This window comes from Streptomyces sp. NBC_00289, assembly GCF_041435115.1.
Taxonomy (GTDB): domain Bacteria; phylum Actinomycetota; class Actinomycetes; order Streptomycetales; family Streptomycetaceae; genus Streptomyces.
On sequence record NZ_CP108046.1, the window covers coordinates 9,717,649 to 9,740,095 of the forward strand.

The 22,447-nt window shown below is 68.9% G+C and carries 23 protein-coding genes and 5 pseudogenes; 13 read left to right on the top strand and 15 right to left on the bottom strand.

What is annotated here, in order from left to right:
* Positions 1–333 precede the first annotated feature (333 nt).
* Complete coding sequence (locus tag OG985_RS43890) at positions 334–624, top strand: Atu4866 domain-containing protein (protein WP_371674001.1); 291 nt, start codon at positions 334–336, stop codon at positions 622–624.
* A gap of 50 nt (positions 625–674) precedes the next feature.
* On the opposite strand, the gene OG985_RS43895 is transcribed toward OG985_RS43890, so the two are convergent.
* Positions 675–1,004 carry a HupE/UreJ family protein gene (locus OG985_RS43895; RefSeq protein ID WP_371674002.1) on the bottom strand — a complete coding sequence of 110 codons (330 nt, stop codon included), beginning with the start codon at positions 1,002–1,004 and terminating at the stop codon, positions 675–677.
* 137 nt (positions 1,005–1,141) lie between these two features.
* Between OG985_RS43895 and OG985_RS43900 the strand changes: the two genes are divergently transcribed.
* From OG985_RS43900 to OG985_RS43910, 3 genes are all read left to right on the top strand, one after another.
* The gene (locus tag OG985_RS43900; protein WP_371674683.1) at positions 1,142–1,747 is read left to right on the top strand and encodes an RNA polymerase sigma factor; all 606 of its coding nucleotides are present in this window, start codon (positions 1,142–1,144) and stop codon (positions 1,745–1,747) included.
* Positions 1,744–2,805 carry a CU044_5270 family protein gene (locus OG985_RS43905; RefSeq protein ID WP_371674003.1) on the top strand — a complete coding sequence of 354 codons (1,062 nt, stop codon included), beginning with the start codon at positions 1,744–1,746 and terminating at the stop codon, positions 2,803–2,805. The genes OG985_RS43900 and OG985_RS43905 overlap by 4 nt, the downstream gene beginning before the upstream one ends.
* 328 nt (positions 2,806–3,133) lie before the next feature.
* Positions 3,134–3,388, top strand: coding sequence for a hypothetical protein (locus tag OG985_RS43910; protein WP_371674004.1), 255 nt, complete (start codon positions 3,134–3,136; stop codon positions 3,386–3,388).
* A gap of 587 nt (positions 3,389–3,975) precedes the next feature.
* On the opposite strand, the gene OG985_RS43915 is transcribed toward OG985_RS43910, so the two are convergent.
* Positions 3,976–4,629, bottom strand: a complete 654-nt coding sequence (locus tag OG985_RS43915; protein WP_371674005.1) for a DUF1326 domain-containing protein — start codon at positions 4,627–4,629, stop codon at positions 3,976–3,978.
* A gap of 199 nt (positions 4,630–4,828) precedes the next feature.
* Between OG985_RS43915 and OG985_RS43920 the strand changes: the two genes are divergently transcribed.
* Entirely contained in the window at positions 4,829–5,656 is an 828-nt protein-coding gene (locus tag OG985_RS43920; RefSeq protein WP_371674006.1) for a DUF2182 domain-containing protein, read from the top strand.
* A gap of 63 nt (positions 5,657–5,719) precedes the next feature.
* On the opposite strand, the pseudogene OG985_RS43925 reads toward OG985_RS43920, so the two are convergent.
* The 4 genes and pseudogenes from OG985_RS43925 to OG985_RS43940 form a co-directional block, all read right to left on the bottom strand.
* Positions 5,720–6,469, bottom strand: a pseudogene (locus tag OG985_RS43925) (transposase); the annotation flags it as partial.
* A gap of 150 nt (positions 6,470–6,619) precedes the next feature.
* A complete protein-coding gene (locus OG985_RS43930; protein ID WP_371674007.1) occupies positions 6,620–7,435 on the bottom strand; it encodes a phosphatase PAP2 family protein in 816 nt (271 codons plus the stop codon).
* 202 nt (positions 7,436–7,637) lie between these two features.
* Positions 7,638–8,594 (bottom strand): hypothetical protein, encoded by a 957-nt coding sequence (locus tag OG985_RS43935; RefSeq protein WP_371674008.1) that lies wholly within the window; start codon positions 8,592–8,594, stop codon positions 7,638–7,640.
* Positions 8,591–8,932 carry a PadR family transcriptional regulator gene (locus OG985_RS43940; RefSeq protein WP_063731093.1) on the bottom strand — a complete coding sequence of 114 codons (342 nt, stop codon included), beginning with the start codon at positions 8,930–8,932 and terminating at the stop codon, positions 8,591–8,593. The genes OG985_RS43935 and OG985_RS43940 overlap by 4 nt, the downstream gene beginning before the upstream one ends.
* A gap of 144 nt (positions 8,933–9,076) precedes the next feature.
* Between OG985_RS43940 and OG985_RS43945 the strand changes: the two are divergent.
* Positions 9,077–9,169: pseudogene (locus OG985_RS43945) on the top strand (transposase); the annotation flags it as partial.
* A 211-nt stretch (positions 9,170–9,380) separates the two neighbouring features.
* Here OG985_RS43945 and OG985_RS43950 read toward each other — a convergent pair.
* Both OG985_RS43950 and OG985_RS43955 read right to left on the bottom strand, forming a co-directional pair.
* Positions 9,381–9,986, bottom strand: a complete 606-nt coding sequence (locus tag OG985_RS43950; RefSeq protein WP_371674009.1) for a dihydrofolate reductase family protein — start codon at positions 9,984–9,986, stop codon at positions 9,381–9,383.
* A gap of 343 nt (positions 9,987–10,329) precedes the next feature.
* Positions 10,330–10,980 (bottom strand): uridine kinase, encoded by a 651-nt coding sequence (locus OG985_RS43955; RefSeq protein ID WP_371674010.1) that lies wholly within the window; start codon positions 10,978–10,980, stop codon positions 10,330–10,332.
* Between the two features lie 382 nt (positions 10,981–11,362).
* Between OG985_RS43955 and OG985_RS43960 the strand changes: the two genes are divergently transcribed.
* From OG985_RS43960 to OG985_RS43970, 3 genes and pseudogenes are all read left to right on the top strand, one after another.
* Complete coding sequence (locus tag OG985_RS43960; RefSeq protein WP_371674011.1) at positions 11,363–12,214, top strand: class I SAM-dependent methyltransferase; 852 nt, start codon at positions 11,363–11,365, stop codon at positions 12,212–12,214.
* Between the two features lie 319 nt (positions 12,215–12,533).
* Positions 12,534–12,791, top strand: a complete 258-nt coding sequence (locus OG985_RS43965) for a hypothetical protein (protein WP_371674012.1) — start codon at positions 12,534–12,536, stop codon at positions 12,789–12,791.
* 112 nt (positions 12,792–12,903) lie between these two features.
* Positions 12,904–13,140, top strand: a pseudogene (locus OG985_RS43970) (RNA-guided endonuclease TnpB family protein); the annotation flags it as partial.
* A 115-nt stretch (positions 13,141–13,255) separates the two neighbouring features.
* Here the strand turns inward: OG985_RS43970 and OG985_RS43975 are convergent.
* On the bottom strand, positions 13,256–13,537 hold the full coding sequence (locus tag OG985_RS43975; RefSeq protein ID WP_371674013.1) for a hypothetical protein: 282 nt from the start codon (positions 13,535–13,537) through the stop codon (positions 13,256–13,258).
* 18 nt (positions 13,538–13,555) lie between these two features.
* On the bottom strand, positions 13,556–14,062 hold the full coding sequence (locus OG985_RS43980) for a hypothetical protein (protein WP_371674014.1): 507 nt from the start codon (positions 14,060–14,062) through the stop codon (positions 13,556–13,558).
* Between the two features lie 322 nt (positions 14,063–14,384).
* Here OG985_RS43980 and OG985_RS43985 point away from each other — a divergent pair, with 322 nt between their 5' ends.
* Complete coding sequence (locus OG985_RS43985; RefSeq protein WP_371674015.1) at positions 14,385–14,516, top strand: hypothetical protein; 132 nt, start codon at positions 14,385–14,387, stop codon at positions 14,514–14,516.
* A 131-nt stretch (positions 14,517–14,647) separates the two neighbouring features.
* On the opposite strand, the gene OG985_RS43990 is transcribed toward OG985_RS43985, so the two are convergent.
* Positions 14,648–15,409, bottom strand: a complete 762-nt coding sequence (locus OG985_RS43990; protein WP_371674016.1) for an isocitrate lyase/phosphoenolpyruvate mutase family protein — start codon at positions 15,407–15,409, stop codon at positions 14,648–14,650.
* Positions 15,410–15,730: 321 nt separating this feature from the next.
* Between OG985_RS43990 and OG985_RS43995 the strand changes: the two genes are divergently transcribed.
* Both OG985_RS43995 and OG985_RS44000 read left to right on the top strand, forming a co-directional pair.
* Positions 15,731–15,895 (top strand): hypothetical protein, encoded by a 165-nt coding sequence (locus tag OG985_RS43995; RefSeq protein ID WP_371674017.1) that lies wholly within the window; start codon positions 15,731–15,733, stop codon positions 15,893–15,895.
* 1,070 nt (positions 15,896–16,965) lie between these two features.
* The gene (locus OG985_RS44000) at positions 16,966–18,480 is read left to right on the top strand and encodes a flavin-containing monooxygenase (RefSeq protein WP_371674018.1); all 1,515 of its coding nucleotides are present in this window, start codon (positions 16,966–16,968) and stop codon (positions 18,478–18,480) included.
* 62 nt (positions 18,481–18,542) lie between these two features.
* Here the strand turns inward: OG985_RS44000 and OG985_RS44005 are convergent.
* Positions 18,543–18,749: pseudogene (locus OG985_RS44005) on the bottom strand (FAD-binding protein); the annotation flags it as partial.
* A 78-nt stretch (positions 18,750–18,827) separates the two neighbouring features.
* Positions 18,828–19,700: a helix-turn-helix domain-containing protein gene (locus OG985_RS44010; RefSeq protein WP_371674019.1), complete on the bottom strand. Its 873-nt coding sequence runs from the start codon at positions 19,698–19,700 to the stop codon at positions 18,828–18,830.
* 187 nt (positions 19,701–19,887) lie between these two features.
* On the opposite strand from OG985_RS44010, the gene OG985_RS44015 reads away from it, so the two are divergent.
* Positions 19,888–20,649 carry an SDR family oxidoreductase gene (locus OG985_RS44015; RefSeq protein WP_371674020.1) on the top strand — a complete coding sequence of 254 codons (762 nt, stop codon included), beginning with the start codon at positions 19,888–19,890 and terminating at the stop codon, positions 20,647–20,649.
* A 108-nt stretch (positions 20,650–20,757) separates the two neighbouring features.
* On the opposite strand, the pseudogene OG985_RS44020 reads toward OG985_RS44015, so the two are convergent.
* Positions 20,758–21,073 (bottom strand): annotated as a pseudogene (locus OG985_RS44020) (hypothetical protein); the annotation flags it as partial.
* Between the two features lie 336 nt (positions 21,074–21,409).
* The gene (locus OG985_RS44025) at positions 21,410–22,231 is read right to left on the bottom strand and encodes an alpha/beta fold hydrolase (RefSeq protein WP_371674021.1); all 822 of its coding nucleotides are present in this window, start codon (positions 22,229–22,231) and stop codon (positions 21,410–21,412) included.
* Between the last annotated feature and the right edge of the window lie 216 nt (positions 22,232–22,447).

A 22,447-nucleotide genomic window follows, 5' to 3' on the forward strand; every position in this document is an offset into this window, starting at 1 on the left:
CCTCAGTGGAGTCGCCTCATCGGTGTGCCCGCTGCACGAAATGAGCGCCGGTGCAGGTCCGAGGCGAGTTATTGGCAGCTACGGCGGCTGCCTCACCACCAGGTTCGTCGCGCGGGGGAATCGGAACCAGGCCGCGGTGTCCCCAGGTGTCGGGCACCCAGGATCCGTCCCGCCCCGTGCGACGGAGGGGGCATGGGCGGTCTCGGACGGCCCGCTGCCGTACCGCACGAAGGGCCCCGTCGCTCGCGATGCCGGGTGCGCGGCACCCAGGAAGCTTTCACCTGGGGAGACGGCGGCCTGGTTGCCACCGGCCGCCGGGCCGACAGTAGAGCCATGAACAGCAACGACACGCCCCACGACTCACACCCGTGCGTCGGGATGTGGGTGACCGCGGACGGCTTCATCCGCCAGGAACTGCTGCCCAACGGCCGCTACGACGAGGCCCGCGGCAACCGCCGCAGCGCCTACACCGGCAGCTACACCGTCACCGGCAACCACATCGACTACGCCGATGACACCGGCTTCACGGCCACCGGCGACGTCCGCGACGGCGTCCTCTTCCACGAACATCTGGTCCTCTATCGCGGGGGCGACGAGCACACCCAATTGGAACCCCGACGGTGACCAAGCTCCGCATGCGGGTAACAGGCTCCTCCACCGCGCATCGGCCCGCGTCAACGGCGTTCCCTCAAGCCGTCGCACAGACCAGGGGAACGTCCCGCAATGCTGGCGGCGATGAACGCCTCCACCGGCCGGCCGGGGATGTCGAGGCGGCCCATCGCGGTGACGGCCAGCGCGACGGAGTGGCCGGCGGTGAAAGCGAGCGTGATGCGTCCGATGCGGCCGAGCGCGGCACGGGCGCCGACCAGGCCGCCCCAGCGGCGGCCGGTGGCCGCGAGAGGCGCGGGCAGAAGCAGGATGAGCAGGAACAGCAGGTGGTCGGTGCCGGTGAGGATGTGGTCGGCGCCGAGTTCGACCATGGCGACGAAGCACCAGTACCACACCGAGGGCCTCCTCGGCCCTCCCTATGATGTGCCTCTGGACTTCTACGGCGTTGCGCTGGCACCAGTGCGTGACACAGGCCACAGGAACTCCTCCCGTGTCGCGGAGAGAAGTGGTCGTGAGGGACTCAGAGAACGATGTGCGTCGCCGTGTGCGCGAGGGGGACCGAGAGGCGTTCGCCCTGCTGTACGAGCAGTTCGCCCGCGCCGTCTACAACCACGGGCTGCGATTGACGGGCGACTGGTCGACAGCCGAAGAGATCATGTCCGAAACGTTCCTGACCGCGTGGCGGACCCGCGTGCGGGTGCAGGAGGACGGCGGCTCCCTGCTGCCCTGGCTGCTGGGCATTGCCACCCACAAGGCGGACAACGCTCGCCGGGGAGTCCGCAGACGGCAGTTGTTCCTGGCGCGTCAACCGCAGCCTCGGGTGGAGGAGGACTTCGCGCCTCGGACGATCGGGCGCATCGACGACGCACGGTACTTGCGAGCCGTGCAGACCGCGCTGGAACGGCTGCGGCGCCAGGAGCGGGAGGTACTGGCCCTGTGCGTGTGGTCCGGCCTGGACTATCAACAGACGGCCGAAGCGCTGGGCATCGCCGTCGGAACCGTACGCTCCCGCCTTTCGCGTGCCCGCAGGAAGCTCGCTCACCTCGCGGAAGAAGAACGGGAACCACCAACCGCCCGCGGAGAGATGACAAGTGCGGCCGCGATCGCGGCCCTGCCCGTACGGGAGGAGCTCACATGAACGACGACACCACCGGCGCTTGCCCACAGCGGCACGGCGACCGCGAGGAGATCGCCCGCCTGCTCCCGGCCCCGGCCGACTGGGACCTTCCGCGCGAGCAGTACCTTCGTCACAGGGACCTTCTGATGCACCACATCGACCACGAACAGGTCGCCCGTCCCCGGCCGGCCCGCCGACTGCTGCGGCCCGCGGTCCTGGCGCCGGCGACCGCCCTGGCCCTGGCCTGCGCGGTGACCGCGGGGATCGCGCTGACCGGCGGTGACTCGGCGCCCACCGGCACCGCGTCGCACCGTGCGGCCACGGACATGCAGCCCGCCGCCGCGCTCCTGGCCCGGATCTCCGACGCCACGGAGACGCGGGTGGGCCTCACGGTGCGCGACGACCAGTTCGTTTACACCAGGGAGAAGACCCGCGGCGCCGACCTGACCAGCGGGAAGGCTGTCCTCAGCCCGCTGATGGACCGTGAGGTGTGGGCCGCTCAGGAGCCGGGACCGCTGCGGAAGCTCGGCCTGATCCGGGAGGACGGTGAGACGTTCCCCATCAACGCCGAACTCGGTGACCCCGAGGGCACACCCGCCGGTATCAACCGGCCCACCTACCGCTGGCTCAGCTCGCTGCCCACCGACCCCGACAAACTGCTGACCTATCTGTACGCCGAGACCCCGCAGGCCGATGGACGGGAGCGTGACCAGGCGGTGTTCGAGCAGATCGGATCTTTGCTGGGCGGGGTGATGCCGCCCCGTACGGCCGCCGCCCTCTACCGGGCCGCGGCGAAGATCCCGGGTGTCACCCCGGCCCCTCATGCCCGCGACGCGATCGGTCGCAAGGGCCTCGGTATCGCCCGGGACGACACGCGGTACGGCATCCGGACCGAGTGGGTCTTCGGCGAGAAGGACTTCGCCTTCCTGGGCTCCCGCAGCTACCTGACCAAGGACGCCCCATACGGAAAGGCCGGAACCCTGCTGTCCAGCGCGGCCGAGCTGGAACACGCCGTCGTCGACGAAGCCGGCCGACAGCCCACCGACGCGGAGCGGACACAGACCAAGCGCCAGAGTTGACCGCCGGAGGCGGTGCTGCGGCGCAGGCCGCGGTGCCGCCCCAACGGCGCCCCGACCGAGCTGGGCGTCCCCGTCACCGCCGATCACCCTTCGGCGGTCGGCCCCCGATCACGATGACGGCCGGCCCCAGAGCCCCTCCCGGGCCGGCCCGTCTGTCTGCTCCCCGGCAGGATTCACACCTGCGACACACACGTCACCGCGACGGCTCGAGCCGCACAGCCCCCCAGACGGCTCCCCCGGTGAGCGCCGTGGGAGATGTCGATCTAGCCTCCGAAATGAGCGCTTGGTGATCTTTGACGGTGCGCTCTACTCAGCTCCAGGAGGAGATATGCGGAAGCTTCGCAAGGCCGCTGTCGCGGTCGCCATCATCAGTGGCTTCAGCCTTATGGGCACCGGCTCTGCCACCGCCCAGGCTGCGGACGGCCGGCATGGCGGCGGGGGGTGCAAGTCCCACGACCTGAACATCGACATCCTCGGTCAAGTGGGCATCCTCAACGGCCTCGGCGGCAACCTGATCAACGGCGAGGGCAGCCCCGGTGGGCAGAGCACCGACATCGGTTCCGACTGCGGTCACGGCTGGTAACCCCATCCCGTGACGCACTCAACCGGCTCCCGCCGCCCGGGCCCGCCACCCCCGCACCCGCCCGGCCGTCAGTGGCTGCTTGCGTTTACTTCTAAGTGAGGCCAGGGGCCCCGGAACACGATTGGTCCTCCGGACCACGATCGGCCGGGGCCCGCTGCCCGGCACCCCGGCACCTCGGCAGACTTCCGACCGACCGGCGATACGCGATCCAAGTGGGGTCGGGCCCGACAGCGCCGCTGAGCTGCTGATCGCGGCCAGCGACAAGCCCGAGCGCCTGGCGATGACATCCAGAAGCTGCGGATGGCAGCGACGGACGGCCTCGGTGGCATCCGTCCAACAGCCGGAGGGTGAAGCCAGCCGAGACCGACACCACTGTCCGAGCATGCTGTTGTCCCCTCGCGCTTTCGCGCTCAAGTAAGCCCGGCGACCCAGGAACCTCCCTCCAGGTTCCATCCGACTGGGCCGGGGATACAACGAAGCGCCTCACGGCACACGGTGGGCTGGACAACGCCGCCCTCTCTTCCGGACTTTGCCTGACCCGCGACGCCGTGCCGCGCCTCGCGGCGTATCCGAAAGAGACGACCTGGCTAGTCGGGCCCGGTCCAGTCGAACGTGATGTGCTTACTGGACTGGCCTTCGTGGCTCCAATGGAAGCCGTGGGCATCGGCGCGGTCCACCGTCGAGCGGCCCCAGGTCGCGATTTGGCCCGGTCCGGTCTCCGCACCCGGCAGGTTGGTCGACTGGACGCGCGCACCCTCCGGGGTCGTGGGTCCCGTGAGCGCGACTGCGCTCGCCTCGACCCGGCCCGGCACCACGGCCCGCCAGTTCGCGAGGTCGTCGGCGACCTCGATCTCGATGGGGGCGAACTCCATGCCGCGCATTTCGGCGCCCATCATGCTCACCATCTCGGCGGGCCAACTGCCCGCCTGCCCACCGAAGATCATCTGAAGCGCCTCGCGCTGGGGGTCGTCGGCTCGCTCGTCGACGAAGACCGCGGCGTACGTGTCCGTGTGCTCGGCCCAGATGTTGCCGACGAACGAGCCCAGCATCAGCACGTTCAGGCCGTCCAGCCGTACGTCACCGTAATGGCCCTCGCGGATGTGCCAGGCCAGGATGCCGTCGCAATCGCCGTAGGTGGGCAGCTGTGCGAACGAGCAGGGGCAGGGCACGTTGCACTTGCAGGTGTCGAACCAGTCGCCCGCCGCGTGCCACCGGGGAACGGTCGCCGTCGTCTCGGACATCTCCATGCCTCCTCGTGACCGTGCCGGGACGTCGGTCTCGGCAGGACGGCAGAGCCCCCGGGAACCATCGCCGGCCCACGCCCGGGTCGTACAGGCATCCATCCCGATTGTCCCACCGCAGAGGCCACCCGGAGGAGGTGGTTTCCGCGTACACGCGTTCTCGCGCGCACGCGCAGGTCCGCCGTGATGTGCTGGAGGTGTGCGCCTCGACCGGAAGGCCCTGTCACCCCCTCTGCGTCCGGCGAATCTGTTGTCGGCCCGGCAGCTCGCGTTCGCCTGGTCCGTGATGACAGCGATGGCCCTCCTCGCCTGGGTGCTGGTGGTCGACCAGGCGCGTGACATGGGGGTCGAGCCGGGAACCATGGGTATGGGCGTCCCGCTGTTCCTGCTGCTGTGGCTGGTCATGATGATCGCCATGATGTTCCCCTCGGTGGCCCCGGTTGCCCTCACCTGGGCGCGGGCTATCGGGCGCCAGTCGCCCACGGGAGTCGTGCGGGTGACTCGTACCGCCCAGTTCGTCGGGGGGTACCTGCTGGCCTGGACGGCCTTCGGCCTGATCGCCTACGGGCTCCTCGCCGGGACCGGGGCCCTGGTGGACGAGCACCCGGGCGCCGGGCGCTGGATCGGCGCCGGGGCCTTCCTGGTCGCCGGTCTGTACCAGTTCGGCCCGTGGAAGGACCTCTGCCTGCGGCACTGCCGGAGCCCTATGGGCCAGCTCGTGCGCTACGCGGGCTTCCGGCCCCAGGCCCGCGATCTGCGGGTCGGGGCGCACCACGGGGCGTACTGTGTGGGCTGCTGCTGGGGGCTGATGGTCGTGCTCGTCCCGCTGGGCGTCATGAACGTACTGGCGATGGCCGCGGTGGCCATGGTGATCTTCGTGGAGAAGCTCTGGCGGCTGGGCCCCGTCTTCTCGCAGGTCGTCGGTGCCGCCTTCCTCGTACTCGCGGTCCTGAGCCTCTTCCAGCCCTGGCTGCTGCCGGGTCTGATCCCGCCGCAGTCGCCCATGACGGAGATGCTCCGCCCCTAGCCGGCAGGAGCGAGATTGTGCAGGCGGGCGATGCCGAGCAGGGCGTGGCGGACACGGTCCGCCGCGTAGGTGCCGGTCGTCGGCGTGGCGGTTTCGCCAGATGATGTAGCGGCGGATCATGCTGCCCTGCTCTTGTGGGTGGCGTGGTCGGTGCCGTCAAGGGTGTGGTAGCGCAGGGCGGTGAACTGGGCCTGGATGTGGTTGAGCCAGGAGGAGTTCGTCGGGGTGTAGGCGATCTCGACGTTGTTCGCCGCGGCCCAGGTGCCGACCCGCTGGCACTTCTTCGTGGTCAGGTGCGGGGAGAAGTTGTCGCAGACGATCGCGATACGGACTTTGTCCGGGTAGAGGGTGCGCAGGTAGCGGCAGAACTCCAGGAACTGCGTCCCCCGCTTGACCGGCTTGATGTGGCCGTAGAGCTTGTCCTTGGCCAGGTCCAGGGCGGCGAACAGGTGCCGTACTCCGCCGTAGCGGTTGTAGGTCGTCCGCCGCCTGCGGCGCGGCTCACGGTCGGGGTCCTTGTGCTTGCCGCCGCGCTCGGCCCACTGCTTCCCGGCGTGGGGCATGAGGTTGAGCGGGCCGAACTCGTCCATGCAGAAGATGACTTCGGGCTCGCCCTGCTCGGGCAGGACCTCCCCTTCGGCGATCGCATAGAGGTGCTCGACGCGGGCCTTCTTGGCCCGCGTAGTCCGGGTCGCGGGAGGTCTTCCAGGTCTTCAGGCGTTGAAAGGAGACGCCTTCCTTACGGAGCAGGATGCGCAGGCCCTCGTGGCTGATGTCGTCGATCACCCCCTCTGCGACCAGGAAGTCCGCCAGCGTCACCGGCCCGTTGATCGGACTACGGGAGGACACGCCGGGCGGTAGCGCATCCCCGCTCGGGCGTCGACGGCTTTCACGACTGGGCGGTGGCGTCGGACCACCGCTTTGCCAGGATGCGCCGGTTCACGCCCGGAGCCGGCCGGGTGGTCAGTCCAGTGCGGGGCGTGTGCGGCGTGCGGTGTGTGCGGGCCACCCGACTGCGGCGTACCAGACCAGGGCCGCACATACGAAGGCCGTCGCCGCGGAGGTTAGTGACCTTGTGAGGGTGTCGTTCCGTGCGCCGGAAACGAGGGCGACAGCCAGTGCCAGCGTCAGGGTGATGACGGGCAGCGCACGGGGGCTGCGCGTGGCGCCCGGCACGGCGGCTGGCGGCAGCAGCCAGGTTGCGAGGCCATAACAGGCACAGGCCAACAGTGTGGCTCCCAGCACTTCGCTGGGCCGGTGGCCGCCCATGGTCGCGCTGGCGGCGGCGATGCAGGCCAGCCACAGCACACCGGCCGTGGCGACGTAGGGGCGGATGCGGGGGGAAACCACGAGGACGGCGGCGAGGGTCAGCGCGGCGGGGATGGCCGTGTGCCCGCTGGGGAAACCCTGATCAAGGAGATTCTCCGGCGCGCCCACCAGATCGGGGCGGGGCAGGATGGTCGATCTGAGCACCTCCTTGCCTCCGGTCGTGAGAATGACGACCCCGAGCGCCGCGCACCCCTGCCGCCAGCACCGCCGCACCAGGGTGAGGACCACGATGACGGCCAGGCCCACCATCAGGGTGGGCTTGGCGCTCAATTCCATCGGCGGCAGGGGCGTCGAGCCGTAGACCGCTCCTGACAGGGGGTAGATCCATGCTTCTTCGCCGCCCTGTTTACCGAGATCGAACAGGGCGTTCTCAGCTCGTTGCCCCCACGGGGTGCAGATGGCGAGCAGGTAGACCGTCAGGAACCCCAGGGTGTACAGCAGAGCCGGCATCCACGGCCGTGTCGTACGCGACGGTCTGGGGTCGTCGGGGGCCTCGGGGGCCTGCCTTGAGGCCCCCGGACGGTGCGCGGGCAGGGACGGAGAATCGTGCTGAGTCATCGCTCTGTTTCTTCCGTTGGGGGGAGTTCGGTCACGCACGTCTTGCGGCACGACGTGGGCCGCCGGGCTCGGCCAGCCCATCGGGGGTCCGCTCCTATTCGGCGAGTGCCTGCCCCTGTCGGCGCTGGGCAGCGATCGCCAGGGCGGGGAGGGGTGCGATCAGCAGGATGAGGACGACCAGGTCCGGAAAGGACTGCATGAACGCGTCCGGCCGGACGACGATCGCCTGCGTGCGGACGATCGCGAACGCCGCGACGGGGATCAGCCATCGGTGGTCGCCGGTGGCGGCCGTCGCCACCCACGCGGTGATCAGCGCGGCGACTTCGAGGACGAACAAACCGCGCTGGAAAGCCGGACTGACGGAGATGATGTGCAGGCCCCCGGCCACGAACATGGCGAGCACGACGGGGGCCAGCCAGCGGTACGAGCGGCGTCGCAGACGGCTGGGTCGGCAGAGCGCCAGCACGGCGCACGCGGCACACAGCGCCCCCGACAGCACCAGGTCACGGGCCGTTATCGGGGCGCCGAGACCGTAGTAGCCCAGGCCCGCCTTGCCCTCGTCGCCGAAGAGGGTGCGGCCGTTGAACGTGGCGCCGGCCCACATCATGGCTGCCGCGGCCGGCAGTGCGATCCACGGTCTGCCGCGCAGCAGGGCGATCAGGCAGCCCAGCGGGAGCAGCCCGTAGGGCAGCAGCCGTATCCGCGTGGGACCTTCGGCCCACGGGTACCAGCCGGAGAAGTGGAAGGCGATGGCGTGCTGTCCGGGGTCGATGTGCAGTGCCCAGTGCCACACATCCTGCAAGTACGGAACCAGCGCCAGCGCGGCGAGGGCCAGGGCGGCCAGATGGATGCCGTCCAGCCACCACGGCCGGGCCGTGTCGTCGACGACGGCACGGGCGCGGGCCTGCACCCCGGCGCGCACCAGGGCGGCAACTTCCCGCGGCGGGGGCCAGGAGCGGCCGGGATACGCCTCGGACAGGCAGGCCAGCACTTCCTCTCCCTGCCGGGAACGGTAGGGCTCGGGATAGGCCGCAAGCAGCAGACGATTCATGCCGGGGCCGCTCCGGCGTCCCGCGAGTGTCCGATGACGACGGCCGCCGCCTGCTGCATCCGCAGCGCCTCCCGGCCGAGCGCCTCGGTGCCGTCCTCGGTGAGCCGGTAGTAGCGCCGCGCCCGCCCGTCCACGATCTCCTCATGGCCGGCGGCCACCAGCCCGGCCCGCTCCATCCGCTCCAGCGCGCCGTAGAGAGTGCCGACAGCGATCCGGAGCCGCCCGTCGGTGGCCTGCTCGGCAGCCTTGATGATGCCGTAACCGTGCAACGGACCATCCATGAGTGCAGCAAGGATGAAGTACTGCGGTTCCGTCAAAGGCGGATTCTGTCTGGTCATGCATCGAGCATATATCGAGCTACGAAATATATCTGCCAGCCCAGGGTGATCACCGGCAGCACTTCCACGCCCGCGGCGAGCGTCCCCGGGAGAGCAAGAAGATCGCCAAGTCCAAGCCAGCCGAGCACGGCCTGCCGTTCTGAGAAGAAGCGGACCAGGTTCCTGGAGTCCTGCCGTTACCTGCGCAGCCTCTACCCGCCCGAGATCCGCATCGCGATCGTGCTCGACAACTCGAGCAGGGCAGCATGATCCGTCGTACATCATCTGGTGAAACAAGCGCGCCGCCGACGAACCCCTCCGCGAGGTCGTGAACAGGGCGAACGTTGCCTGATGCGGCACTAGCAATGGCGCGCCATCACCACCCGGCAGGAGATGACCGCGACCATCTACGTGGCCGGGCACCGCGTCGCGGGCCTCTTATCGGTCCGCTCGGTGATCCAGGCAACGCTCAGTAGCTGTCGTAGCTGGGCTCGCCGTTCGGCCGGTAGACGCCGATGATGGTGCCGCCCTTCGTCGTCGACACGCTGACCGGCTCCAGCGCAGCGGGAATCGCTCCGCCGGCGAACAGCCGCTTGCCGGTGCCGATGATCACCGGATGGATGGTCAGCCGGTACTCGTCGACCAGGCCGTGCCGCATGAGGGTCTGGGCGAGGTCGCCGCTACCGACGACGTTGATGTTGCCGCCCTCGGACGCCTTCAGCTCCCGTACGGCATCCGCGACGTCGCCCTCCAGCAGCGTGGAGTTTTGCCACTCGACGGACGTCAGGGTCCGAGACGCCACGTACTTGTTCATACGGTTCATCCGTTCTGTGAACGGGTTGCCGGGATCGGCGGTCGGCCAGTACGACGCGAAAATCTCGTAGGTCTTGCGGCCGAGCAGCATCGCATCGGAATCCTCGTACCAACCGGCGATGGCCGTGCCGACCTCGTCGTCGGCCACCGGCTTCTGCCAGCCACCCTGCTCGAAGCCGCTCTCAGCGTCCTCGTCCGGACCGCCCGGCGCCTGCATGACGCCGTCCAGCGTCAGGAACGTGCAAACAATGATCTCGCGCATGATGCGCTCCCTTCGACGACGAGTAGACCGCACAACCGCTGAAAACTCATCGGCCAAACTCCCCGGCGCAGCACCAGGGCCGTCGTCTGGATCAACCCGACTGCGAAATGCGGCATCTCTTGGTCGACCCGAGCGGGGTCTGGTGCGTGCAGCTGCAAGGCGGAGGAAGGCGTCCTTGCGGAGCACTGGCGACCGTCGACGAGGCCGTGGATGTGCCCGTCATATCCCTCGACGGCGGCGTCGGCGCCCTGGGGTGGGAGGGCTGAACGTACGTGAACACCGCGATGCCGGCGCTCGTCGCATCCTGACTTCCTCCTCCTCGCGAACGAGGGCGTCGGCCGATCTATAGGCCGATCGGTGGGGCGACGACCAGCTCGGTGTCCGGGTCGTGGTCGATCTGCGGAGGGCCGGCGACGAGCATGGTGGCTCGGGCCCACGGCTGTTCTCGCAGCATGAACGGCAGTTCCTCCAGCAGCCAGTTCGCCACGTGCTCCAGCTGCTTGGGGGAGTCGCCGTCGCGGAGGACCGACAAGCGCTCCTGCTCATGGAGGTCACCCTGCATCCACACCGAGGCGTCCAACCACGAGGCAAGCTCTTCGCGGATGATGCCGGTGCCCTCGACCCAGATGAAGTCGGCACCGGCAGAAATGGTGATCGATCCCGGCCGGTCGTGGCTGATCCAGGCATCAGGGCGGAAATCCACCGCCTCACCCCGGTGCAGGGGTTGCAGGATGTTCTCGAGAAGCACCGGCCCCCAGTCGAAGTAGGCGTGGTTCCAGGCGATGTCGTCGGTGTGCACGACGGCGGAGTTGGGCACCACCTTGCGTAGCCGCTCAGCCAAGGTCGTCTTGCCGGCGCCGCCTCGGCCGTCGATCGCGATCACCCGCGGACGTCCGGTGACGTCGGGTGATGCGTCGCGCAGCTGCCGGACGACCTCGAGCACGGTCACCGCCCGCCAGCCAGCGGCCTCGCTCTCGCCTGGACGCAGATGCATCGACAACCTGTCTCCGGAGGTGAGGACGCGGATCCGGCCTGCCCGAAACGGTCCGCCGGCCGCCTGAGCCTATCGACGTCACGGTCGAGAGGCCACGTCGGTGTCGGGCGCTACTCGATCCGTATCACCGGCCCCGGTGAACTTGTTCCCCTTTGACTTTGACCACGCAGGTGCGGCCCGGGTGACTTCCGAACTCACACTGAAGCGACATCCACAGAAGGGCTCCGGCCCACCTCGCGTGGTCGCTTGTCCAGGGTGACTGTTGATCTTCACCTGCGGTGGTTTCAATGGCTCGGTCAGTGCGCGCATGACTGGCCGGCCGCGCATGAACCCGGTTTCACTCATCAGACCCCCCTTGAAATCGATCGCCTAGGCTGGCGCGGTGACTGATGAGCAGCAGCGGGTGCAGCCGTCGGGAGTGTGGGCCACGGCGGTGGGGGTGGCCAGGGTGCGGGCGCTGGAGACCGAGCGGGAGAACGCGCTGTTCCGCGACCCACTGGCACAGGCCTTCGCCACCGCCGGCGGCCTGTGGCCGTCCTCGCCGCCGCTGCCCGACGACGAGGCCGCGCGACGCCGCCGGATGGCCGTGTCGTTCTCCATCGTCATCCGAACGAAGTTCCTCGACGACCTGTTGCAGCAGGCCGCCGCGTCCGGGGTCCGGCAGGTCGTGCTGCTCGGCGCCGGCATGGACAGCCGGGCCTTCCGGATCAACTGGCCCGAGGACACCCGGTTGTTCGAGGTCGACACCGCCGCGCCACTGAACTTCAAGGCTTCGGTGCTGCGCCAGGAGCGGGCCGTGCCGCGCTGCGAGCGGATCACCGTCGCGGTGGATCTGCGTGAGGACTGGCCGGGCGCGCTGGCCGCCGCAGGGCACGACCCGGCCGTGCCGACCGCGTGGATCGCCGAAGGGCTACTGATCTATCTGCCCCAGGATGCGGTGGAGCTGCTGCTGGCCCGGATCAGCGCGCAGTCGGCGGCAGGCAGTCGGATGGGGCTGACATTGGGCTCGCGCGGCGTGATCGAGCGCTTCGGCGCGGACGCCGCGCCGGGATCGGCGGCGTCCATGTGGGTTTCGGAGATGCCCGACGACCCGGCGGGTTGGCTGGCCGGGCACGGCTGGGAGGCCGACAGCCACACCCTGCGCGAGCGCGCTGCCGCCTACGGCCGCCCTATCAGCACCCCGCCGCAGCGCGAGGAGTGGCCCGGCGGACTGATCTCGGCGGTCCGCCGGTAGAGCGCCTCCCGATTCCCTGGATGATTGATTCCAAGGGGGCTTGATGCGGCACTAGCCGTCTCACATGTCACCCCCAGACGACCTCGCCGACGTCGTCCTACGGCAGCGATCGAGTCGCGTCTCCCAATTGGCGGTCGAGTTGTCGCGGAGCTCGGGCGGCCGAGTCCTTTGAGCCGTCGAACCGGCGCCGCCGTGACAGCCATACCCAGACCCCTGGGCCCTCCGATCTTACGAATGACCAGAGCAACCACCCTTGAAAGGTAGGACCTGCCGTGCGCCTACGCAGCGCTTGGCGCCAGAGGTACTTAAATACCGAAGCATGACTACCGAGCCTCAGCGCTTCACCATCTTGCTCGTCCCCGAACACATCGAGGGCAAGGACGCAGTCTCCGCACAGGACTCGGCTGTGCGGGCGGCGGTCGTCGAATCGACCGGTGAGACAGGCGAGACGGGCTACCCCCGCTACGCCGGGGAAGGGATCGTTGCCGACATCGACCCCCGTACACGTACGGTCGAGGCGGTGTTGGTCGATGGTTCGGAGCTGGACTACGGGCTGACCGCGAGGGTCGCCTCCTGACCGGCCTTCCCAACCGAAACTCGTACGGCGGACGTCAGTATGTGGCCCTGAACAGCGCTCGCTCGCCCATGAACCCGCCGTCATAGCCGCTGCCGCGAGCGAGTCCGAGAACCTGACGGAGCCACTGGACATCGTCTTCATCCGGCCGCTGCCGGAGGGGGTGAAGCCGTCGACGGTGACGGTGTCTCAGGATGCGGCCGGACGCTGGTTCGTCTCGATGCTGTGCGAGGACCCGACAGTCCAGCACCTCCCGGTCACCGACACTGCCGTCGGTATCGACGTCGGCCTCAACCACCTGTTGACGCATGTGACCGGGGAGGAGATCGCCAATCCCCGTCACGAACGCCGCGGCGGGCGGAAAGCACGAGAGTACCTTTCGGACCTGGATGAGCGATGGGGTCCGCATCGCAAAGCGAAGCTGCACCCTCGCCTCCGGCCAGCCATCGGGTGATACAGCCGCCGGCTCAGCCGTTCAGTACGCCGGTGGCCGCGGTGAGGGGCAAGGTGTCTTCGGCCTTCGGGACTTTTACTCGTACCGGCTTTCCGAAGTCCGAAAGGTTCGTGGTCACGGTCACGCGGAGGCCCGACATGTTCAGCATGGTTCGCGCCTGCGCGATTCGCCCCTGGCCATCGACCCACACGTCCGCGAAGACGGGCAGGTCGCTGCCGAGCATGTCACGGGCCTGGTCCGTCTTCTTCCGCACGCGCTGTGCCATCCGTAGGGTGAGCGTGCCGTGGTCGAGCATGCCGCGGTAGTGAACGGCTCACACACCGCGGATACTCTCTTCGCCCTCCCGGGAGACCTGGCGCATCGCGGAGACCTGCTTCAGGACATGCTCGGGGTCGTTCAGCGGGGCCCTCAGCGCATAGTGAGCCTCGGCCTTGTCCCGGGGCATGACTCCCCACTTGCCTTTGGTGGCTCCGTGGGTGCCGGTAACGTAGATCTTGTCGTCCGCGAAGGTCTCTTCGCTATGACTGATGGCGCCGCCGGGGAAGTCGACCGCGATGTGGCCCCGGTCCCCGGCGAAGTCGAAGCCGCCGGTGACGGTGAGCGTGTACGCCGTGCCGTCGTCCGTGATTTCGATCTTCTGGTCGATGTGGGCCGTGTCCTGGCGGATAGTTACAACGGCGGCCCGCACGGCAGAGCGGTGTTCGGCCGAGGACGACGCAGCAGATCTGTCATCACTCCCGGTGTTGGCCGTGGAACAGCCGGCGCACAGGAGGGTGGCGACAAGGGTGGCGACAGCGACCGACAAGGGTGGGCGACGCATGTGGTTCTCCGGGAGTCGTAGTCGAGCAGTCAGTCGGACCGCGTCAAAAGATGCGTCCTGTCGGTCTTGAACCGGCCAGAGTTCCTGTGGACAAGGCACTGCAGAGCCGCCTGGCGCACAGATCATACGATCTTCGTGCGGCAGTGACTGGCCGGTGGTTCGGTTCGTGCACGACGTGCGCGAACCGGCGGCTCTTGCACGGCGCACGCGCCCCTCACGCTCGGAACAACGTGCGTACGCGCCCCTCATGCTCGGAACAACGTGCGTGCGCGCCCGTCACACTCGGAACGGGGCGAACCTGCGGCGCCAGGTCGGTCCGTCGGTGGCGTTTGTGGTGGCCGCAGTGATCGTGTTCGTGGTCTGGGACGGGTTGTACGCCCGGGGCATGCGGCGGGACACCGGCTGGGTCTACATCCGTGAAATGCGCGGCTCGGCCGCGAGGCGGCGAGGTTGATTGCGGCGTTGTCGTCCCGGCAGGCCCGTAACCCTCCGGTCGCTGATGATCGCTGCACGAAACGCGTTTCCCGCCACCCGACCATGATCGATCAGAACGCGACCCCTCACCGCTCACCGTGCACCAGCTCGTTAGGGCGCCCACGGGCTGAGCATGTCCTTCATTGCATCCGTCAACGCGAATTGCAGCAACGGGCCGTAGGTGATCCGGCCGACGCCGAGGCGGCGGAAGCGCTCAAGATCGTGCTTGACGGGGTGGGCTGTGGAGTTCACGGGAATGGCCACGGCGCCGGTCACCGCCGTCAGCAGGTCGTCGTTGTCCTGAATACCCACCGGGTAGACACTGTCGGCGCCGGCCTGCTCCAGGGCCCGCAGTCGCTCGATCGCCTCGTCGATGACGGTGGAAGCGTCCTTCGCGTGCAGGAAGAGGTCGGTGCGCCCGTTGACCCAGACGGGGATCCCCGCGTCGTCAGCCGCCGCGCGCAGGCCGGCGATGTAGTTCGCGTGTTCCTGCGTGCTGCGCAGGCGTCCGCCGTCCGAGTGGACGGTGTCCTCGATGTTGAGACCGACGCCGCCGACTTCGGTGAGCCCGGCGATGAGATCCGCTGGCTTTTGTCCGTACCCGGCTTCCAGGTCCACGGACACGGGGACGTCGACTGCCGCGATGATCGGCCTGACGGCGGCGAGTACCTCCTCGAAGGTCTGCCCCTCGTGGTCGTCGGCTCCCCGGGAGTCGGCGAGCGGATGACTGCCGACCGTCAGCGCGGAGAACCCGGCGTCGGCTGCCGTCCGCGCGGACCAGACGTCCCAGACGGTCGGCAGCACGAGCGGCTGGTACTCGGCGTGCAGCTGCTTGAGGCGTTGAGCGCGCTCAACGGTGGTGCGAAAGTCCATATCGAGGACGCTACCCCCAGATCAGGCACAAGGTGACTGATCGAGTGAAGAGCGCCGCCGGCGTCTGGTGGTTGGACGGGGTGGACACACCTTCCGGACCGGCAACGTCGACGGAACGCTGTCCGTCCTGTTCGTCGATGAGACCGCCGAAACCTGCTTCGCGAACCTCCTGCACCCCGCCGACGGCTGGGGGAGACCGACGAACTGGACGAGGAGATCGCCGGCGAGGACGACACCCTGGCCGGCTACGTCGAGCAGGAGGATGCGGAGAAGGCGGAGACCGAGGACTTTGCGGTTCAGACGGCTACAACGGAGCTGCCCGTGTCCTCGGACGGCACGCTGACCGGCAACAGCGCCGACGGTGCGGCCCAGATGCTGATCGACCTTCCGGTGGCCTCCTCGACGGCCGCGGAGCTGAGCGACAGCGCTCTGGTGATCACGCCGGCACCCAGATGGGAGGAGGGCGAGCCGGCCGGGCGGCTTTGAGGCAGCCTGCGCACGGACGCTTCGCCTTCTTGACGTCTTCGGGGACTCTGCGAAGAACACCTCGGGGTCCTGGGTGCGGCAGGGCACATCGGTGGTCTCGTCGATGTCGGCCAGGGATGCGGGGGAGGAGACGTGGAGGTGGACGGGTTGGCGGTCTGCGGGGTATCGCGGTGTCCGGGGAAGATCGCCCGGTGCGGCGTGGCAGGGACTGCTGGAGGGCGCGGCGGGGGTGGTGGGGTGGGGGGCGAGCCCGAGAGCCATGGTCAGGAGTCGCCGTCGCCGCAGCGCAGTGCCCGCCTTCTGGCGGGGCAGAGGCTGGTGGAGACGGCCGGCCGCGAGACGCGTGCGGAGTTGTCGGCTGGGAGGGCCGTCCGGTGCGCTGGGCGTTACGCCTGTCGGCAGCCGGGCACGACCTGCTCGCCTACGCCGGCGTCCGGCCGGCTCCGACGCCTTGCGGGCCGGGGCCGGGGGAGCGGTTGGTGGAGCTGGCGCCCTCACAAGTGGCGGCGCTGCTTCGTGTTCGTGGGCCTGGACGGGCAGTTGACGTCGCCGCCTGTGCCGGGGCTTTCCGAGCAGGCCCGTACCGCCGTGTAAACGCTGGTCGGCGGGCAAAGCACGGGCGACGCGACGCGCAGTCAAGGGGATCACCTGGGCCGGGTCCAGATTCAAGGGCTCCGGTGCGCGCCAGCGTTGACGTTCGGCGCCCGCCCAGCCGTCTGGGCCCGCCTTGCCGGCCTCCAGCACGATGACGTCATCGTCGAAGGTGCCCGCCACGAGGGCCCCGCGGATCCCGGCCACCACGTCGGCGTGCAGACCCCTGGGGTGACGTTGTGGCGTCGTGATCGTTGGCGGTAGGTGATCACACCACTCAAGGGGAACTCGTCCCCGATCCCCTTGCTGTCCCACGCCGCTGCCCAAGCGGCCACTCCTCCAGCGCAGTTGTCGCGGGCCGCTTGCCGAACGGCTCCGCGAGAGCTGTGTGCGGGACGTGGCCTGTGCGCCGACCGCACGGCTGGAGCGTCGCTGTGATCCCGGCGCAGAGGGCGCCGGCTGGCAGGGATGTGCGGGCCGTGGTCGTGGGAGCGGGGTTCTCCGGGATCGGGGCCGCCGTACGGCTTCGCGAGGCAGGGTTCGACGACGTCCTCGTTTTGGAGAAAGGGACGCAACTCGGCGGCACCTGGAGGGAGAACACCTACCCGGGCTGCGCCTGTGACGTGCCCTCGACGCTCTACAGCTACTCCTTCACACCGGATACAGCGTGGAGCAGGGTCTTCGCCGGACAGCGGGAGATCCTCGGCTATCTGCAGGCGACAGCCGAGCGGTACCGGCTCGGTGACGTGCTGCGCTGCGGCGTCGAGGTGCTGGGGGCTCATTGGGACGAGGCGGCCGGCCGCTGGCTGCTGGAGACCAGCGACGGGCCCTACAGCGCGGCGGTTTTGGTCCTGGCCATCGGCCCGTGGCACGTCCCGCGCCGCTTGGAGGTTCCCGGGATCGAGGACTTCGACGGTCCCGTGTTCCATACCGCCGGCTGGGACCACAGCGTCGACCTGACCGGGCGGCGGGTGACCGTAGTGGGCGGCGGTGCCTCCGCCGTCCAGATCCTCCCGGCCATCGAGGCACAGGCTGCGGCCGTGGACTTCTTCCAGCGCACTGCTCAGTGGGTGCTGCCCAAGCCCGATCTGCCGGTACCCCGGGCGCTCAACCGGCTGACGGACTGCCTCCCCGGCGTACGCAGCGTCCTGCGCGTCGGCCAGTACGCCCTGCAAGAGGGGTTCGGTTACGCCTTCCGCCACCCGCAGGCCGCCCGCCTTCTCGAGGCGGGCTCCCGCGCACACCTGCGCCTCGCGGTCCGCGACGGGCAGTTACGCCGGCACCTGACACCGGATTACCGGCTGGGCTGCAAGCGTCTTCTGACCTCGAGCACCTTCTACCGGGCCCTGTCCCAGCCACACGTGCGCCTGCATCCCACCGCCGTGAGTGCCGTGCGCGGCAACGAGATCGTCGGCGACGACGGCACCACCGTCCACACCGACGTGCTCATCGAGGCCACGGGCTTCCACGTGGGTGAGCTGCCGCTGGCCGCAGCCCTGCACGGCACGAACGGCCAGACACTCGACGAAGCCTGGGGCGGTGAACCGCAGGCATACCTGGGCACCACCGTGAGCGGCTTCCCCAACCTCTTCCTGCTTCTGGGACCCAACCTGCTCGGCGGCTCCACCTCCGCGATCACGGTCCTGGAAGCCCAGCTGACCTACCTCATCGCTGCCATGGTCTACCTCGACCAAAGCGGACACCGCAGCCTGCACGTGCGGCCGACCGCACAGAGCGCGCACAACACCGCCGTCCAGGAGGCGCTCGCCACCACGGTCTACAACACAGGCGGCTGCACCAGCTACTACTTCACCTCCAGCGGGCAGAACACTTTTGCCTGGCCGTGGTCCACCGGACGACTCGTGCGCCGCCTGAGCCAATTCGACGCAGCCGCCTACACCTTCGACACACCGGCCCGCCCTCTTCGCCTCCCTGCGCAGGCGAGGCCGCAGCCTGTAGACCGCACGGCAGACGCCGACGCAGAGCAGCCATAACGCGGTGCGCTGCACGCGACGCTCGTCGCCGTGACCGAGTTCCTTGAGACCCTGGACGCCGATCTGCTGCCGGTGGCGTCGAACCACATCGAGGATGGGCCGGGCAGGATGCGGATGCCGTGGTTCGGCCAGATCGGGTCGTAGTTCCTGAGGCCCTCGGTGTAGTGCTCCATGCGGTCGGGGTTGACGAGCCGTCCGCCTGCCTGTTCGGTGATGGCGAGCAGGCGGCCGTCCACGTGCGCCGGGACGCCGGTGGCCATCAACATGGGCCCGTCCGGGGAGAGTTGCACCGGGCGTGCGGAAGGGTGCGGGCCTTCTGGTTGCGGCGCTGGGACGACGTGTGTTCTTCAGGGCCTCTTTGGACGCGGGTCGTCCGCCGGTCTGTCGTGTGCTGTGCCGGTGGATTCGGTGTGTGAGAGTGCGGCGAGGAGCCGCAGTTTCTCGTCGCTGTCGCTGTCCTTGTCGGGGTAGTAGACGACGAGGATGACATCGTCGATGGGGAGTTTGTCGCGGTGGAGGCGTAGTTCACCGACGACGGGGTGGTGGACCGTGGTCGTGCCTCCGTCGAGACTGCGGACGTCATGGCGGGCCCACAGGGCGCGGAACCGCTGACTGGACAGTGCGAGTTCTCCGACGAGCTCGACGAAGCGGGGGTTGTCGGTGTCGTCCCCGATGGTGGTGCGAAGGGCGGCGACGAAATCGGCGGTGGCTTTGGTCCAGTCCTGGTGGAAGGCCTGTTCCTCAGGGTCGAGGAGGAGGGAACGCAGCCGGTTCAGGCCGGGCCGCAGCCGAGGGGAGAGCGCGATGGCCATGGGATTGGAGGCCAGGACATCGAACGCGCGCCCTTCGACGAAGGCGGGGATCTGAAGGTGGGCGAGGAGTTCGTGCACTCGCAGCGGCACGTGCTCGGGCCGCTTGCGGCGCGGCGCTCTGAGGCGTGCCGTCGCGAGGCCGAGCAGATACGTCCGTTCGATGTCGTCGAGCTGCAGGACGCGCGCGAGTGATTCGAGGACCTGCGGTGAGGGGTTCTTGTCACGGCCCCGTTCCAGGCGCAGGTAGTAGTCGGGACTGATTCCGGCGAGCAGGGCGACTTCCTCACGGCGCAGGCCGGGCACGCGGCGGTTGCCGCCGGGCGGGAGTCCTGCCTGTGCCGGGGAGACCAGCTCACGTCGGGCACGAAGGTAGCTGCCGAGCCGGTTGCCGGATTCCTCATCCTTCATACCGCCACTGTATTGCGGTGTGCGTGTCGCAGAGGGGGCCCTGACAGGACCAGGGAAGATCGGGGCCCTGCCACACCCGGCAGATTCCGTCAAGACTGCAGGAGCACTGTTTTGACAGAGGCAGAGAACATCCCAGTCCGCGCCGGGCCTGAATACTGTCGGCGCCCTGAACTGAAGGAAAGACCTCGTGGAGCTCTCCAACCGCACCGTTCTCATCGTCGGCGGAACCTCGGGTATCGGGCGAGAGCTGGCTCGCCGGTTCGCCGCAGTGGGCAGCACCGTGGCCGTTGGCGGCCGCAGCTCGGAGGCACTCTCGGAACTCGCCGAAGAAGGCTTCGGCACGTTTGGTATCGACGTCACGGACAGTGTCTCCGTCGAATCCTTTCGTGATGCCGTGCTCGCCCGGTACCCCGAGCTGGACACCGTGGTGACCATGTCGGGGGTCATGCTCCTGGAGGACCTGCACGACCCCGCGCACTTCGAGGCGGCAGCAACGACGATCGACACCAACCTGCTCGGCACCATCCGGGTCATCGACGCCTTCACTCCCCACCTGGTCCACCGGGGCGCCGGCACCTTCATCACCGTCACCTCCGGAATCGCCTTCCTGCCGTTCCCGCCCATGCCCAGCTACGCCGCCTCGAAGGCCGCAGTGCACGCCTACTCAGAGGCGCTGCGCGCGCAGCTCGACGGCACCGGCATCGGCGTCGTCGAGCTCGTCCCCCCGGCCGTCGCCACGGCAGGACAGGAAAAGGTGAACCCGCACGCGCTGCCGCTCGACGACTTCGTCACCGAGGTCATGCACCTGCTCTCGCAGGACCCCACCCCCCGCGAGATCCTCGTGAAAAAGGTCCTCACGCACCGCTGGGCCGAGCGCGACGGCACCTACGACGACCTCGTCGCGCAGCGATCCCAGGCCCTGGCCATGCTCCCCAGCCGCGAAGGCTGACGCCGTTTCCCCTGATCGGCGGCCTCATCGCTCATCCCTCGCCACCCGAACGGCCCCGCCCGCGCGGCCCACTCTGCCGGGGCAGCGACAGTTTCAGCGGCGGGTGTCGACATCGCGAAGGTTGACGACCTTTCCCGGACCTCGACGGCGGTGGGTGTCGAACACTGGCCCACGGGTGCGGCCTTTGAGGAGCCGGGGCAGGGGGCGGCGGTGCCGGCGTCCCAGTACACGGTCTCCAGCGAAGCAGTTCCAGGGCCTCGCCGATCTCGTCGTCCGCGACCGACCCCAGCGTGCGGGCCCCAGCGATCCGCTCGGCGATGTCGCCGACGCCGGTCGCGTAGCTGCGGACCGTGTTCGGATTGCGGAGCCAGCCGAGGAACGCGTCGGCCGCGGCGCGAACGGTCAACGCCTTCCCGGCCGGCAGTTGCGCAACGGTGGGTACCGCTTCCCCCTTGCCACGGAGAACAGGGTCGCTTCACGTACGGCCCGGAGAAGATCACCGCAGGTGACGGATCAAGCTCCCGCAGATAATAGGGCGTTATCTGTGGGACGACTTCAGACCCGTCCCGGAGCCGACGCACCGTCAGCCGCCCACCAGGGTCGACAGATCCTTGGCGCCAGATTTCGTCCGATGCCTCACCCCCGGCCCCGTCCCGTTCCGCCGGGCAGTGAGTCCGGCGGCGCGCCCCCGCACATGCGACGGTGCCCTGTGCTCGCGGGTGTCTTGGGGCCGGATCGCCACCGTCGCGCGTCACGCAGCTCAGGCTGATGGGAAGCCAGCTGTCAGCCAGGCCAACAGCTGGCCCGGAGCGTCTTCCTGGAGAAGGTGGCCGGCACCCTCGATCCAGTGCAGCTCCGCGTGCGGAACGCGTTCGTGCAGCCACTCGGCGTACTTCGGAGGGAGAATGCGGTCCTCGCGGCCCCAGACGAGCCGTAGCGGAATCGACATACTGCCCAACAAGTGCTCGTACGCGACCGTGTCCGCCTGCCTGATCTGGCTGTACTGACGGTAGAACGCCGCTTGCCCTGAGTCCCCCCGCCACGGTGCGAGGAAGACGTCGAGGACCCCTGGCCGGAAGCCGGCGTGCGTGGCGTGCCGCAGGTGACTGGCGACCAGCGCTTCGTGCGCGTAGCCCGGAAGCTTACGGAAGACCTCCTCGTGCTCCAGGAAGAGCTGGAAGAGCCCTCGCTCCCACTCGCCGCCGCTCACCGCGTCGAAGAGGGTCAGGTCCCGGTAGCTCCTCTCCTCCAACAGCAGGGTCCGAAGCGCCACCGCCCCGCCGATGTCGTGAGCCACGACGCTGGGGCGGGGCAGCTCCCAGTGGTCAAGGAGCTGGGCGAAGTTCCTCGAGTGGGCCGCCAGGCTCAGGTCCTGGCCCTCGCGCTGGTCCGACTGGCCGAAGCCGAGATGGTCGAAGAAGAAGACCTTGCGGGTACGGGCGAGCGCTGGAGCGACGTCCCGCCAGAGGAAGGAGGAATACGGCGTGCCGTGCACCAGTACGAGTGGGTCTCCGCTACCCAAGGTCCCCCACCGCACGACCCCTTCAGGGGTCTCGAATTCCTCGTCAAGTGTCCAGTCCATCACTGTTCTCCTCTCCTGCCTCGTGAACACCACCTTCCACACGGAGCGTGCTTCAACGCTTCATCAGCAAGAATCTGCCACACCCGCAGTCCTCGGGCTCATCAGCGTCACCCTTGCCTTGAAGCGGGCTTGCGCAAGGGAAAAGCTCCGCGAGGAGGGTGCGGGAGGCGGCGGCCGACGCGCAGGAGGCTGCAGTGCGCGCCGGCCCTCTAGGCT